Raw genomic sequence first — 14,639 nt, forward strand, 5'->3', positions numbered from 1 at the left:
AGGGTCAAGCGGGCCCGGCGCCGCCACGCCGGGCCCGCCGCCGCCGTGGCCTCAGGCCTGGCGGCGGATCTCCACCATGCGGAAGCGGTTCGAGACGAAGGCCCCGTCACACAGGGCCGCGTTGGCCGCCGGGTTGCCGCCCGATCCGTGGAAGTCCGAGAAGGCCGCGGTCTGGTTGACGTAGACCCCGCCCGTCAGGTTCAGCGAGAGCTGCGCCGACTCCTCCAGGCAGACCTCCTCGATGGCCCGCTCGGTGTCCGCCGACGTGGTGTAGGCGCCGACGGTCATCGCGCCCTTCTCGCGCACCGTGCGGCGCAGGAGCTCCAGGGCGTCCGCCGTCGAGTCCACGGCCACCGCGAACGAGACCGGGCCGAAGCACTCCGACAGGTACGGGGCCTCCGGGTCGGCCTTGGCGGCGTCCAGCTTGACCATGACCGGGGTGCGGACCACCGCGTCCGGGAACTCGGGGTTCACCACCTCGCGCGAGGCCAGCGCGACCTCGCCGAGCCCGGCCGCCGCCTCCAGGCGGGTCTTGACGTCCGGGTTGACCAGCGCGCCGAGCAGCGCGTTGGCCCGGGCGTCGTCGCCCAGCAGTCCGCCGACCGAGGCCGCCAGGTCGGCGACGACCTCGTCGTAAGACTTGTGGCCGGCGTCCGTCTGGATGCCCTCGCGCGGGATCAGCAGGTTCTGCGGGGTGGTGCACATCTGGCCGCTGTACAGGGACAGCGAGAACGCCAGGTTGGACAGCATCCCCTTGTAGTTCGAGGTGGAGTCCACGACGACCGTGTTGACGCCGGCCTTCTCCGTGTAGACCTGCGCCTGGCGGGCGTTGGTCTCCAGCCAGTCGCCGAACTCCGTCGAACCGGTGTAGTCGATCAGCTTGATCTCGGGGCGGACGGCCAGGGTCTTGGCGATGCCCTCGCCCGGCCGCTCCACGGCCAGCGCCACCAGGTTCGGGTCGAAGCCCGCCTCGGCGAGGACCTCGCGGGCCGTCTTCACCGTCAGGGCCAGCGGGAGCACGGCCCGCGGGTGCGGCTTGACCAGCACCGCGTTGCCCGTGGCCAGGGAGGCGAACAGGCCCGGGTAGCCGTTCCAGGTCGGGAAGGTGTTGCAGCCGATCATCAGGGAGATGCCGCGCGGGACGGCCGTGAAGGTCTTGCCGAGTTCCAGCGGGTCCTTCTTGCCCTGCGGCTTCGACCAGTCGGCCTGGCCGGGGACGCGGGTCTGCTCCTCGTACGCGTAGGCCACCGCCTCCAGGCCGCGGTCCTGCGCGTGCGGGCCGCCCGCCTGGAACGCCATCATGAAGGCCTGGCCGCTGGTGTGCATGACCGCGTGCGCGAACTCGTGCGTCCGCGCGCCGATCCGCGCCAGGATCTCGATGCAGACCAGGGCGCGCGCCTCGGGCCCGGCGTCCCGCCAGGCGCCCATGCCGGCCTTCATCGCGGGCAGGAGCACGTCCGGGTCGACGTGCGGGTACTCGACGCCCAGCTCGGGGCCGTACGGGGACACCTCCCCGCCGGTCCAGCCGTCGGTGCCGGGCTGGCCCAGGTCGAAGCGGGTGCCGCGGACGGCCTCGAACGCGGCGAGCCCGTCGGCCGGCGCGGTCTCCCCGTAGGCCTTGGGGTGCTCCGGATGCGGAGACCAGTAGGCGCGGCTGCGGATGGCCGCCAGGGCCTGGTCCAGGGTGGACCGGTGCTTGTCGGACAGCTGGTGGACGGTGAGCTCGGCGGCCATCAGGGACCAACTCCTCGTTGAGCCGGGCAAGATCAGGCTGGGTCGCAGACTGAGATCAGGCAGGGGCGGGTGAAGAAGAGCAGACTGGAGTTAGAGTAACCGAACGATCGGTCGGGACAAGAGGGCCCGGCGGACCTGTGGATAACCCGGTGCGGGAGGATCAGGACATGACAGCAATCGAGCGGTCCCGCACTGTGGCGGTCGTCGGCGCCGGCACCATGGGGCAGGGCATCGCCCAGGTCGCCCTTCTCGCAGGTCACCGGGTGCTGATCTACGACATCAACGCCAGCCTCGCCGCCGGCGGCGTCGGCATCGTCCAGGACCGCGTCGACCGCATGGCCGCCAAGGGCCGCCTCGATCGCGCCGAGGCCGAGGACGCGATCGGCCGGATCGAAGCGGCCTCCGCCCTCGCCGACCTCGCGGGCTCCGCGCTCGTCATCGAGGCCGTCGTCGAGGACGTCGCCGTCAAGCGCGCGCTCTTCGAAACGCTGGAAGAGGTGGTTTCGCCGGACGCCCTGCTGGCCACCAACACCTCCTCCCTCTCCGTCACCGAGCTCGCCGCCGGTCTGGCGCACCCCGGCCGCTTCCTCGGCCTGCACTTCTTCAACCCGGCCCCGCTGCTCCCGCTCGTCGAGGTGGTCAGCGGTTTCGCGACCGACCCGGGTGCCGCGGAGCTCGCGTACCGCACCGTGCTGGGCTGGGGGAAGACGCCGGTCCGCTGCGCCGACACCCCCGGCTTCATCGTCAACCGGATCGCCCGCCCCTTCTACGCCGAGGCCTTCGCGGTCCACGAGGAGCAGGGCGCCGACCCGGCCACCATCGACGCCGTGCTCCGCGAGAGCGGCGGCTTCAAGATGGGCCCGTTCCAGCTGACCGACCTGATCGGGCAGGACGTCAACGAGGCCGTCACCCGCTCCGTGTGGGAGTCGTTCTTCCGGAGCCCCAAGTTCACCCCGTCCCTCTCGCAGCGCCGGCTGGTCCAGTCGGGCCGCCTGGGCCGCAAATCGGGGCACGGATGGTTCCCCTACGGTCCGGACGCCGAGGCCGCGGCCCCGCACACCGCCGGTCCCGAGGAGGCCCCGGACAAGGTCACCGTGGTCGGCGACCTCGGCCCGGCCGCCGGGCTCGTCGAGCTCCTGGAGGAGGCCGGGATCGCGGTCACCTCCACCGAGCACGGGGGCCCGTACATCCAGCTGCCCGGCGAGGGCCAGCTGGTGCTCGCGGACGGCAAGACCTCGATCGAGTTCGCCGACGTCGTCTACTTCGACCTCGCGCTCGACTACCGCGGGGCCACCCGGATCGCGCTCTCCGCCGGCGAGGACACCAGCGAGCGGACCCTCGCCGAGGCGGTCGGCCTCTTCCAGAAGCTCGGCAAGAAGGTCTCCGTCATCGGCGACGTGCCCGGCATGATCGTGGCCCGCACCGTCGCGATGCTGATCGACCTGACCGCCGACGCCGTCGCGCGCGGCGCGGCCACCGCCGAGGACATCGACACGGCGATGCGGCTCGGCGTCAACTACCCGCTGGGTCCGTCCGAATGGCACGAGCGGCTCGGCCGCGACTGGGCGTACGACCTGCTGCACCACCTCGACGAGCGCTGTCCCGGCGGCCGCTACGCGCCCTCGCTGGCGCTGTTCAAGCTCGGCTACACCGAGGGCGAAGAAGGCGGCGACGACAGCGACGAGAGCGCCGCGGAGGAGACCGCATGACCACCGCCAAGCGGGACACCTACACCCCCGAGACGCTCCTGTCCGTCGCCGTCCAGGTCTTCAACGAGCGCGGGTACGACGGCACTTCCATGGAGCACCTCTCCAAGGCGGCGGGCATCTCGAAGTCCTCGATCTACCACCACGTGGCGGGCAAGGAGGAGCTCCTGCAGCGGGCCGTCAGCCGCGCGCTCGACGGGCTCTTCGCCGTACTGGAGGAGCCGGGCGCGGTACGCGGCCGGGCGGTCGAGCGGGTCGAGTACGTCACGCGCCGCACGGTCGAGGTGCTGGTCGCCGAGCTCCCGTACGTGACGCTGCTGCTGCGGGTGCGGGGCAACACCCGGACCGAGCGCTGGGCCCTGGAGCGCCGCCGCGAGTTCGACCACCAGGTCGCGGAGCTCCTGAAGGCCGCGGCGGCGGACGGGGACCTGCGGGCGGACGTGGACATCCGGCTGGCCACCCGCCTGCTCTTCGGCATGGTGAACTCGCTGGTCGAGTGGTACCGCCCGCACCCGGGCACGACGGCGGACCAGCTGGCCGACGCGGTGGTCCACATGGCCCTGGACGGACTGCGGACGGTGCGCGGCTAGCTCCCCGTCATGATCCGTACGATCTTGCCGAATATTTTCTGATGAATTGCTGTGCGAACTCTGTACGATGAACGAGCTTTCGAACGCGTTCAAGCAGTAACAGAAAATGGGGGGCCGGTGCGCAGTCGCCGTCTTGTAGTTTCCGCTGCCGTTGTCGTCGCGGCCAGCGTTGGTTTCATCCCGGGCCTGGCCCAGGCGGCCGGTCCGGCCGGGGGGCCGTCGGCGCCGGTGGCCAAGGGGGCGTCCGCTCCCGCGGCGGACCTGTCCAAGCTCGGCACGGCCGACGCCAAGACCTTCCACAGCCCGAAGGGCAACTCGGTCCGCAAGGCCCTGCCCGCGGCGAAGGGCAAGTCCGCCCCGAGCGCCACCGCGCAGGGCGCGGAGACCGCCGCCGCCGGCAACCCGGAGCTGGGCCTCGTCCTCGACGCGAAGAGCTTCTCCGCGCACGGCATCGAGCTGCGCGCCCAGGTCGTCAGCGTCGCGGGCGCCACCCTCAAGGTCACCTACGACTGGGGCGACGGCTCGACCGACGGCACCGACGCCTACCCGGGCCAGGAGGTGTCGCTCAAGCACAGCTACGCCGAGCTCGGCGAGTACAAGGTCAAGGTCACCGTCACGGACACGGTGAACCAGGCCGAGTCCGTCAACGAGCTGCCGCTCTCGACGGTCGGCTCGGACTTCACCCCGTACGCCCCGACCCGCCTCCTGGACACCCGGGACGGCACCGGAGCCCCGCGGGGCATGGTCCAGGCGTACTCCTCGACCAAGGTCAAGATCGCCGGCAACGGCAAGATCCCGGCGGGCGTCACGGCCGTCGCCCTGAACGTCACCGCGACCAACACCTCGAACCCCGGTCACGTGACGGTGTTCCCCGGTGGCACCACGCGCCCGACGACGTCCAACGTCAACTTCGTGGCCGCGCAGACCGTCCCGAACATGGTCATCGTGCCGGTCGGCAAGGACGGCACCGTCGAGCTCTACAACGGCAGCTGGACGCCGATCGACCTGATCGCGGACATCACGGGCTACTTCACCCGCACCGCGGCCAGCGGCTACACCCCGATGACCCCGGTCCGCGCGGTGGACACCCGCTCCGGCCAGGGCGCGCCCCAGGGCCAGGTCGGCGGCCGCAAGACCATCGGCGTGCAGCTGGGCGGCTGGTACGTGCCCTCCAACGCCACCGCCGTGGCGCTGAACGTGACCGTCACCAACCCGCGCGAGGACGGCCACCTGACGGCCTACCCGAGCGGCCAGTCGGCCCCGAACACGTCCAACGTGAACTTCAAGGCCAAGCAGACCGTCGCCAACTCGGTGATCGTCCCCGTCGGTGCCGACGGCAAGGTCAACATCTTCAACGGCGCCTGGGCGGGCACCGACGTCATCGTCGACGTCGTCGGCTACTACAGCCCCGACAGCTCGGGGGCCTTCATGCCCCTCGCGCCGCGCCGCATGCTCGACACCCGCGCCTGGGGCTACGGCCCGATGTACGCCCGCGGCTACATCTGGATGCCGATCTCCACGGACGAGGAGGGCATCGCGGGGTACGTCCTGAACACGACGGTGACCAACACGAAGCAGGACGGGTTCCTGTCGGTCGCCCCGGACCCGAACCACCCGGAGGACTACGACAAGGGCACCGACGTCACCCCGGCGCGGCCCACGTCGTCCACCCTCAACTGGACGGCCGGCCAGACCGTCCCGAACCTGGTCCAGGCGAGCTCCGGCGGCGTCAACGGCGTCGTCGACTTCTGGAACCAGAGCTGGGACACCACCGACCTGATCGTCGACATGTTCGGCTACTACGAGACCAAGTAAGCGCGGAACCGGTCTCGTACAGAGCCCCGGGAAGGCCCTCACGGCCCTCCCGGGGCTCTGTCGTTCCCGCGGCCGCTCCCCGGGGCCGGCTACTCCTCGGAGATCGCCTGGGCGCCGTTCGGGCCGAGGCCGGAATCGAGCAGATCCGTTTCCTCGAACACCAGCAGCGTGCGGGTCGACAGGACCTCCGGGATGGACTGGAGGCGGGTCAGGACCAGCTCGCGCAGCGTGCGGTTGTCCGGCGTGTGGACCAGCAGGAGGACGTCGAAATCCCCGCTGACCAGGGCGATGTGAGCCGCGCCCGGGAGCTCGCGGAGCTTCTCGCGGACCGTGCGCCAGGAGTTCTGGACGATCTTCAGGGTGATGTACGCGGAGGCGCCCTGGCCCGCCCTCTCGTGGTTGACGCGGGCCGTGAACCCGCGGATCACGCCGTCGTCGATCAGCCGGTTGATCCGGGCGTAGGCGTTCGCGCGCGAGACGTGGACCTGCTCGGCCACCGAGCGTATCGACGCGCGGCCGTCCGCCTGGAGCAGGCGCATGATCGAACGGTCGATGGGATCCAGGGGGCGCGGCGGGCTGGGCGGGGTCTGTGGGGCCGAAGGTGCACCTCCCGGTGGCACCTGTGCCGAACCCGGCGTGGAACCCGATGCGGCCATTTGTTCATCCGGCATTGCCCACTGCCTCCCTCTCCTGGACGTCCTGCACCCATCCCAGGGCCCCGGCGCCACTTTGTCCACAGCCTGGAGCCGCCTGTAGCCAAATTGCGCCATCGACCGAACAATCGGTTGGTGAGGCGCCTCACATCCCCCGGCCACCGTCGGGGGTACACCCCGGGGCGTCCAGACGACTTCCCACGAGGAGGTGTACGCCGCCATGACGGTCCAAGAGCTGCCCGGTGCCGGTGCGTCCCACCGATCCACCCCGCCGCCCGCCTGGAGGCCCCGTACGGATGCCGCCCCGCTGCTCCCGGACCCCGAGCCGTACCGGGTGCTGGGCACGCCGGCCGCCGCGAAGCTCGACGCCGAGCTGATGCGCCGGTGCTACGCCGAGCTGGTGCGCGGGCGCCGCTACAACGCCCAGGCCACCGCCCTCACCCGGCAGGGCCGACTGGCCGTGTACCCCTCCACCGTCGGCCAGGAGGCCTGCGAGATCGCGGCCGCGCTGGTCCTGGAGGAGCAGGACTGGCTCTTCCCGAGCTACCGCGACACCCTCGCGGCCGTGGCGCGCGGCCTGGACCCCGTCCAGGCGCTGACCCTGCTGCGCGGCGACTGGCACACCGGGTACGACCCGCGCGAGCACCGCATCGCCCCGCTGAGCACCCCGCTCGCCACCCAGCTGCCGCACGCGGTCGGCCTGGCGCACGCGGCCCGGCTGCGCGGCGACGACGTGGTCGCGCTCGCCCTGGTGGGCGACGGCGGCACCAGCGAGGGCGATTTCCACGAGGCGCTGAACTTCGCGGCCGTCTGGCAGGCCCCGGTGGTCTTCCTCGTCCAGAACAACGGCTTCGCCATATCGGTCCCGCTGGCCAAGCAGACGGCCGCCCCCACCCTGGCCCACAAGGCCGTCGGGTACGGGATGCCCGGCCGCCTCGTCGACGGCAACGACATCGCCGCCGTGCACGAGGTGCTGTCCGAGGCCGTCCGGCGGGCCCGGGCCGGCGGCGGACCGACGCTGATCGAGGCGGTCACGTACCGCATCGAGGCCCACACGAACGCCGACGACGCGACCCGCTACCGCGGTGACGCCGAGGTCGAGGCATGGAAGGCGCACGACCCGGTGGAGCTGCTGGAGCGCGAGCTGACCGCCCGCGGAATGCTGGACGAGGCGGGCATCCAGGAGGCCAAGGACGCCGCCGAGGTGATGGCCGCGACCCTGCGCGACCGGATGAACGCCGAGCCCGTGCTCGACCCGATGGACCTGTTCGAAAACGTCTACGCGGAGCAGACCGGCCGGCTCCGCGAGCAGGCGGAGATGCTGCGCGCCGAGCTCGACGCGGAGGAGCAGTCGTGACCACGGTGGCCGTGAAGCCGGCGACGATGGCGCAGGCGCTGCAGCGGGCCATGCGCGACGCGATGGCGGAGGACCCGACGGTCCACGTCATGGGCGAGGACGTCGGCACGCTGGGCGGGGTCTTCCGGATCACGGACGGCCTCGCGAAGGAGTTCGGCGAGGAGCGCTGCACGGACACCCCGCTGGCGGAGGCCGGGATCCTGGGCGCCGCGGTGGGCATGGCCATGTACGGGCTGCGGCCGGTCGTGGAGATGCAGTTCGACGCGTTCGCGTACCCCGCCTTCGAGCAGCTGATCTCGCACGTGGCGAAGATGCGCAACCGGACGCGCGGCGCGATGCCGCTCCCGATCACCATCCGCGTGCCGTACGGCGGCGGGATCGGCGGGGTGGAGCACCACAGCGACTCCTCCGAGGCCTACTACGTGGCCACCCCCGGCCTGCACGTGGTGACCCCGGCGACCGTCGAGGACGCGTACGGGCTGCTGCGCGCGTCGATCGCGAGCGACGACCCGGTGGTCTTCCTGGAGCCGAAGCGGCTCTACTGGTCGAAGGCGCAGTGGGACCCGGCGGCGCCGGCGGCCGTGCCGGGAATCGGGAAGGCACTCGTCCGGCGTACCGGCACGAGCGCCACGCTGATCACCTACGGGCCCTCGCTGCCGGTGTGCCTGGAGGCGGCCGAGGCGGCGCGCGAGGAGGGCTGGGACCTCGAGGTCGTGGACCTGCGCTCGCTCGTCCCCTTCGACGAGGAGGCGGTCGTGGCCTCCGTACGGCGCACGGGGCGCGCGGTGGTGGTCCACGAGGCGAACGGTTTCGCCGGACCGGGCGCGGAGATCGTCGCCCGCATCCAGGAGAAGTGCTTCCACCACCTGGAGGCGCCGGTGCTGCGGGTGACGGGCTTCGACATCCCGTACCCGCCGCCGATGCTGGAGAAGCACCATCTGCCCGGTGTGGACCGGATCCTGGACACCGTGGCCCGCCTGCAGTGGGAGAACTGATGCCGCAGGTAATGGAGTTCAAGCTCCCCGACCTCGGGGAGGGACTGACCGAGGCCGAGATCGTCCGCTGGCTGGTGGCGGTGGGCGACGTCGTCGCCATCGACCAGCCGGTGGTCGAGGTCGAGACGGCCAAGGCGATGGTGGAGGTGCCGTGCCCGTACGGCGGTGTGGTCACCGCCAGGTTCGGGGAGGAGGGCACGGAACTCCCCGTCGGAGCACCGCTGATCACGGTGGCGGTGGGTGCGGGGGCGGACGAGGTGGCGGAGCCCGAGGACTCCGGCTCGGGCAACGTCCTGGTCGGCTACGGGACGGACCACTCGCGCACGGCGCGTCGGAGGCGGGTGCGACCTGGCTCCGCAGCGCCGGCCGTCGCCGCTGCTCCCGCACCCGCTCCCGCCGCTGCTCCCGTTCCCGTCGCGACGGGTCCGGTCGCCGTGATCTCGCCGCTCGTGCGCAAGCTGGCGCGGGACCACGGGATCGACCTGCGCGCGCTGCGCGGGTCCGGTCCCGAGGGGCTGATCCTGCGTGCGGACGTCGAGGCGGCGCGCCGGGCGCCGGAGCCGGTCCCCGCGGCCGCCCCGGCGGCGGCGGTGCAGGGTGAGCGGGTGCCGCTGAAGGGCCTGCGGGGCGCGGTGGCGGAGAAGCTGTCGCGCAGCCGCCGGGAGATCCCGGACGCCACGTGCTGGGTCGACGCCGATGCGACCGAGCTGATGGCGGCGCGGGCCGCGATGAACGCCGTGGGCGGGCCGAAGATCTCGGTGCTGGCGCTGCTGGCCCGTATCTGCACGGCCGCGCTGGCGAAGTACCCCGAGCTCAACTCGACCGTGGACCTCGCGGCGAACGAGATCGTCCGCCTGCCCTCCGTGCACCTGGGCTTCGCGGCGCAGACGGAGCGCGGGCTGGTGGTCCCGGTGGTCCGGGACGCCCAGACGCGCAACCCGGAGTCGCTGTCGGCGGAGTTCGCCCGCCTCACCGAGGTGGCCCGGGCCGGGAAACTGGCCCCTGCCGATCTCACGGGGGGCACCTTCACCCTGAACAACTACGGGGTGTTCGGAGTGGACGGCTCCACGCCGATCATCAACCACCCGGAGGCGGCGATGCTCGGCGTCGGCCGGATCATGGCGAAGCCGTGGGTCCACCAGGGCGAGCTGGCGGTCCGCCAGGTCGTCCAGCTGTCCCTGACGTTCGACCACCGGGTCTGCGACGGCGGAACGGCGGGCGGCTTCCTGCGCTACGTGGCGGACTGCGTGGAGTCCCCGGCGGTGCTTCTGCGTTCGCTGTAACGGCATGGCCCGCCGGGCCCTCTCCCCGCCCGGGGAGAGGGCCCGGCGGCGCGGCCGTCAGGTGGTGAGCAGCAGCTTGCCCACGTGCGTGCTCGATTCCATCGTGCGGTGAGCCTCGGGGGCTTCGTGCATCGGGAACGACCCGTGCACCACCGGGCGGACGCGGCCCGCGGCCACCAGCGGCCAGACGTGCTCCCGCACCGCCGCGACGATGGCGGCCTTCTCCTCCAGCGGCCGGGCCCGCAACGAGGTGGCGGTGATGGCCGCCCGCTTGGCCAGCAGCGCGCCCAGGTTGAGCTCCGCCTTCACCCCGCCCTGCAGTCCGATCACCGCGAGCCGGCCGTTCACGGCCAGCGCGTCCAGGTTCCGCGCCAGGTACTTCGCTCCCATGATGTCCAGGATCACGTCCGCCCCGGCGCCGCCCGTGGCGGCCCGCAGCTCCGCCACGAAGTCCTGCTCGCGGTAGTCGATGAGGATGTCCGCGCCCAGCTCCTTGCAGCGGGACAGCTTCTCCGGGCCGCCCGCGGTCACCGCCACCGTCGCGCCCACCGCCTTGGCCAGCTGGATCGCCATCGTGCCGATACCGCTGGAGCCGCCGTGCACCAGCACCGTCTCTCCGGGGCGCAGGCCCGCCACCATGAACACGTTCGACCACACGGTGCAGACCACTTCGGGCAGGGCCGCCGCCGTCACCAGGTCCACCCCCGCCGGGACCGGCAGCAGCTGCCCCGCAGGGACGGCCACGCGCTCCGCGTACCCGCCCCCGCCGAGCAGGGCGCACACCTCGTCGCCCACCGCCCAGCCGGACACGCCCGGCCCGATGGAGGCGATCCGCCCCGAGCACTCCAGGCCGGGGTAGCGGGAGGCGCCGGGCGGGGGATCGTAGAACCCCTGGCGCTGGAGGACGTCGGCGCGGTTCACGGCGCTCGCCGCGACGTCGACGAGGACCTCGCCCTCGCCGGCCACCGGATCGGGTACCTCGGCCCAGACGAGGGCCTCGGGGCCGCCGGGCTGTTCGATGGTGATCGCATGCATGGCCCGGAGGGTACGCCACCTCCGTGACCGATCGGCTAGTCCGCGGGCCCCAGCGTCACCGTCGGCGAGGCGGGCGGGGCCGCGCGCACGATGGTGATGAGACGGTCCGTCAGCTGGAGCGGGCTGGCGTGCGGGTCGTCGTACGCGAGCAGCCGGTGGCCGCGCAACACGCTGACCACCAGGTCATCCGTCTCGCGCACCCCCTTGCCGGCCTCGGCCTTCTTCACCGGCCGTTCGATCAGGTCGAGCCCGCTGCCCTGGTGGATCAGGTCCTCCATCACCGTGCCCGCGCTCGGGCTCAGCACCGAGAGCCCCAGCAGCCGGCCGGCGGCGCTCGCGCTCGTGATGACGGCGTCGGCTCCCGACTGGCGCAGCAGCGGCGCGTTCTCCTCCTCGCGGACCGCCGCGACGATCTTCGCGCCCCGGTTCATCTGCCGCGCCGTCAGCGTGACCAGTACGGCCGTGTCGTCCCGCTGCGTGGCGATGACGATCTGACGGGCCTTCTGGAGCTCGGCGCGGAGCAGGACATCGGAGCGGGTGGCATCGCCGACCACCCCGGTGAACCCCTCCGCGTTGGCCATGTCGATCACCTTGGCGCTCGGGTCCACGATGACGACCTGCTCCTTCCGGAGGCCGGTGGTCAGCAGCGTCTGGAGGGCCGAGCGGCCCTTGGTGCCGAAGCCGACGACGACCGTGTGCTCACGCAAGTTCTTCCTCCAGCGGTTCAGCCGCCACTCTTCCCGGGTCTTCTCGGTCAGGACTTCCAGGGTGGTTCCGACCAGGATGATCAGGAACAGCACGCGCAGCGGGGTGATCAGCAGGATGTTGGTCAGCCGCGCGCTGTCGCTGTACGGGACGATGTCGCCGTAGCCGGTGGTCGACAGCGTCACCGTGGCGTAGTAGACGCAGTCGAGGAAGTCGACTTGCTCGTTGGCGTTGTCGTGGTAGCCGTCGCGGTCGAGCCACACGATCATGACCGTCAGGAACAGCACGAACAGGGCCATCAACAGGCGTTTGCCGACCTGCAGGAGCGGCTTCTCCACGATCCGCTTGGGCAGTTTGATGCGCCGTGAGACGAGTTTCTCGTCGGCGCCGCGGGCCATCGCATCGTGGCCGTGAAGTTTCACGTGAAACATCCTCCGGAGACCCACGGCAGGTCCAGGATCTCCAGGTCCTGTCCGTCGCGCGCGCCGTGCGGCGGTACGACGGCCAGCCCGTCGGCGGCGGCCACGCCGCGCAGCATCGCGGGACCGTTGTAGCGCAGCGGTACGGCGTGCTCGTCGGTCAGCAGGACGGGCACGAGCCGGGTGTCGTACGGGTGGCCGGGCACCTCTCCCTGCACCGGGACGGTGTACCGGGGTCGCTGGCGGCGGCCGGCCAGGGCGCGCAGCAGCGGTTCGGCGAGGGTCAGCAGACCGGAGACGGCGGCGAGGGGGTTGCCGGGCAGGCCGACGAGGTGGCGTCCGTCGGTGCGGTGGCCGAGCCGGGCCAGCAGCATCGGGTGTCCGGGGCGTACGGCGACCCCGTCGACCAGCAGCTCGGCGCCGGCTTCGCGCAGGACGGGGTGGACGTGGTCGACGGGGCCGGAGGCGGTGCCGCCGGTGGTGACGACCAGGTCGGCGTCGGAGTCCGTGACGGCGGCCAGCAGGGCCTTGGCCCCGGCCGGGTCGTCGCCGAGCCGCCGGGTGGCGGTGACCTCGGCGCCGAGCCGGGTGAGCCAGGGGCCGAGCATGGGGCTGAGGGCGTCCCGGATCAGGCCGTCGTGCGGGCGGCCTTCGGTGAGCAGCTCGTCCCCGAGCACCAGGATCTCGACGCGGGGCCGGGGCCGGGTGGTGAGCTCGTCGTACCCGGCGGCCGCGGCGAGCCCCAGGACGGCCGGGGTGACGAGGGAGCCGGCGGGCAGCAGCAGGTCGCCCGAACGGCATTCCTGGCCGCGCGGGCGGATGTCCTGGCCGGTGAGGACGGCCCGGTCGGCGTGGAGCTGGGTGCCGGACTCGCGCGCGTGCTCGCTGCGGATCACGGCGGTGGTGTCGGCGGGAACCCGGGCGCCGGTGGCGATCTGTACGGCCTCGCCGTCGGCGAGCGGCTCGGGGCGGTCGGAGCCGGCCAGTACTCCGCCGCCGGGGCGGATCGTCCAGGGACCGGGGCCGGCGACGGCCCAGCCGTCCATGGCGGAGCTGTCGAAGGACGGCAGGTCGGTGAGGGCGTCCAGGGACTGTGCCAGCACCTCGCCGAGCGCGTCCCCGAGGGGGACCCGGTGGGTGCGGGGGCGGATGCCGGAGCCGGCGCGGGCCGCGGCATCCCGGGCCTGCGGCCAGGCGCTGGCGCGGTGGCCACCGCCGGCGGCGGCGTCGCCCGAGCGGGGGTCTCGGCTGACCAGGGCCAGGGCCTCGTCGAGGGCCCGGAGGGCGTGGTCGGCGTCGGTGGGGGTCATCCTGAGCCGTTCTCTCGGGCCTCGGTCTCGGCCTTGTCCTCGGGCTTGGCCTTGTCCTCGGCTTCGGCCTCGGTCTTGGCTTCGGCCTCCGCCTCGGCCGCCCAGCGCAGGGCGAGGTCGGCGGCCTTGCGGGAGGCTTCGGCGACCGCCGTGGCGGGGTCGGCGCCGGCGGCTTCGGCCCGTGCGGCCGCGTAGCCGACCAGGAAGGTGGTCAGGGGGGCGGCGGGCCGGGCGACGCCGTGTGCGGCGTCACGGGCGAGGTCGAGCAGGGTCTTGGTGTCGACGGAGACGTCGATGCCCAGCTCGCTCTTGACGGCGGTGATCCATTGGTCCAGCACGTTTCCATGCTCCCTGATCCGGGCCCGGGCGGCTGCGAGATCCTCCCAGGTGTCGCAGTCGAAGGAGGCGAGTGGCGCGGAGTTTGTCACCTTGGCCAGGTCGAGTTCGGCGGTGAGGGCGCGCAGCGGGAGGCCGGACAGGGTGCCGTGCTCGGTCGCCAGGAGGGCGATCTCGCGGCGCAGGGGCTCGGCGCGGTAGGCGGCGACGAGGGGCTGGTCGCGGCCGGTCGGATCGCGCAGGAGGGCGCCGTCGCCGCCGGCGGCCGGAGCCCGCAGCAGCGTCCGTACCGTCTCCCGGTCGAGGAAGGGCAGGTCGGCGGAGAGGACGAGGACCAGCTCGGCGGTGGTCGCGCGCAGACCGGCGTCCAGGGCGGCGACGGGCCCGGCGCCGGGCGGGTCCTCCCGGGTCCAGCGGACCGGGCGGGCGGTGGGGCGGCGGCCGCCGACCACGACAGTGGTGGCGGCGTCGGCGCAGGCGTCCAGGACGCGGTCGAGGAGGGCGCGCCCGCCGACCTGGAGGGCGGGCTTGTCCGCGCCTCCGAGCCTTCTCGCAGCGCCGCCGGCCAGGACGATCGCGTCGTAGGTCATACCTGTGAGTATGCGCGGCTCATGTCCCCTGTGGGGAGCTGCACTTACGGGAGGCTTATAGAGGCTTAGATACGGGACCGGGGTCCCGGGGCCCAAGCCCCCGGGACCCCG

At 72.6% G+C, this 14,639-nt stretch carries 12 protein-coding genes; 6 read left to right on the forward strand and 6 right to left on the reverse strand.

What is annotated here, in order from left to right; translation table 11 throughout:
• Nucleotides 1-51: 51 nt before the first annotated feature.
• Nucleotides 52-1,734 carry a phenylacetic acid degradation protein PaaN gene (gene paaN / locus ACFYZS_RS11000; protein WP_389009475.1) on the reverse strand — a complete coding sequence of 561 codons (1,683 nt, stop codon included), beginning with the start codon at nt 1,732-1,734 and terminating at the stop codon, nt 52-54.
• Nucleotides 1,735-1,901: 167 nt separating this feature from the next.
• Here paaN and ACFYZS_RS11005 point away from each other — a divergent pair, with 167 nt between their 5' ends.
• The 3 genes from ACFYZS_RS11005 (at nt 1,902) to ACFYZS_RS11015 (ending at nt 5,845) form a co-directional block, all read left to right on the forward strand.
• The gene (locus tag ACFYZS_RS11005) at nt 1,902-3,443 is read left to right on the forward strand and encodes a 3-hydroxyacyl-CoA dehydrogenase (protein ID WP_389009477.1); all 1,542 of its coding nucleotides are present in this window, start codon (nt 1,902-1,904) and stop codon (nt 3,441-3,443) included.
• Entirely contained in the window at nt 3,440-4,030 is a 591-nt protein-coding gene (locus ACFYZS_RS11010) for a TetR/AcrR family transcriptional regulator (RefSeq protein WP_030153098.1), read from the forward strand. The genes ACFYZS_RS11005 and ACFYZS_RS11010 overlap by 4 nt, the downstream gene beginning before the upstream one ends.
• 228 nt (nt 4,031-4,258) lie before the next feature.
• Nucleotides 4,259-5,845, forward strand: coding sequence for a PKD domain-containing protein (locus tag ACFYZS_RS11015; RefSeq protein WP_389009479.1), 1,587 nt, complete (start codon nt 4,259-4,261; stop codon nt 5,843-5,845).
• 89 nt (nt 5,846-5,934) lie between these two features.
• On the opposite strand, the gene ACFYZS_RS11020 is transcribed toward ACFYZS_RS11015, so the two are convergent.
• Nucleotides 5,935-6,516 (reverse strand): Lrp/AsnC family transcriptional regulator, encoded by a 582-nt coding sequence (locus tag ACFYZS_RS11020; RefSeq protein WP_389009481.1) that lies wholly within the window; start codon nt 6,514-6,516, stop codon nt 5,935-5,937.
• Nucleotides 6,517-6,718: 202 nt separating this feature from the next.
• Between ACFYZS_RS11020 and pdhA the strand changes: the two genes are divergently transcribed.
• Genes pdhA through ACFYZS_RS11035 form a run of 3 tightly spaced genes read left to right on the forward strand, consistent with a single transcriptional unit; the run spans nt 6,719 to nt 10,133 of the window.
• The gene (gene pdhA / locus ACFYZS_RS11025; RefSeq protein ID WP_389009483.1) at nt 6,719-7,855 is read left to right on the forward strand and encodes a pyruvate dehydrogenase (acetyl-transferring) E1 component subunit alpha; all 1,137 of its coding nucleotides are present in this window, start codon (nt 6,719-6,721) and stop codon (nt 7,853-7,855) included.
• Nucleotides 7,856-7,881: 26 nt separating this feature from the next.
• Nucleotides 7,882-8,850 (forward strand): alpha-ketoacid dehydrogenase subunit beta, encoded by a 969-nt coding sequence (locus ACFYZS_RS11030; protein WP_389010255.1) that lies wholly within the window; start codon nt 7,882-7,884, stop codon nt 8,848-8,850.
• A complete protein-coding gene (locus tag ACFYZS_RS11035; RefSeq protein ID WP_389009486.1) occupies nt 8,850-10,133 on the forward strand; it encodes a dihydrolipoamide acetyltransferase family protein in 1,284 nt (427 codons plus the stop codon). Before ACFYZS_RS11030 ends, ACFYZS_RS11035 begins: the two co-directional genes overlap by 1 nt.
• 57 nt (nt 10,134-10,190) lie before the next feature.
• On the opposite strand, the gene ACFYZS_RS11040 is transcribed toward ACFYZS_RS11035, so the two are convergent.
• From ACFYZS_RS11040 to ACFYZS_RS11055, 4 genes are read right to left on the reverse strand one after another with little or no spacing between them, the layout of a single operon-like run.
• Nucleotides 10,191-11,168, reverse strand: a complete 978-nt coding sequence (locus ACFYZS_RS11040; RefSeq protein ID WP_389009489.1) for an NAD(P)H-quinone oxidoreductase — start codon at nt 11,166-11,168, stop codon at nt 10,191-10,193.
• 35 nt (nt 11,169-11,203) lie between these two features.
• On the reverse strand, nt 11,204-12,304 hold the full coding sequence (locus ACFYZS_RS11045) for a potassium channel family protein (protein ID WP_389009492.1): 1,101 nt from the start codon (nt 12,302-12,304) through the stop codon (nt 11,204-11,206).
• Nucleotides 12,292-13,602, reverse strand: coding sequence for a molybdopterin molybdotransferase MoeA (locus ACFYZS_RS11050; RefSeq protein WP_389009495.1), 1,311 nt, complete (start codon nt 13,600-13,602; stop codon nt 12,292-12,294). The genes ACFYZS_RS11045 and ACFYZS_RS11050 overlap by 13 nt, the downstream gene beginning before the upstream one ends.
• A complete protein-coding gene (locus ACFYZS_RS11055; protein WP_389009498.1) occupies nt 13,599-14,528 on the reverse strand; it encodes an NTP transferase domain-containing protein in 930 nt (309 codons plus the stop codon). Before ACFYZS_RS11055 ends, ACFYZS_RS11050 begins: the two co-directional genes overlap by 4 nt.
• Nucleotides 14,529-14,639 lie beyond the last annotated feature (111 nt).

This window comes from Streptomyces sp. NPDC001903 (assembly GCF_042891345.1).
Lineage (GTDB): Bacteria > Actinomycetota > Actinomycetes > Streptomycetales > Streptomycetaceae > Streptomyces.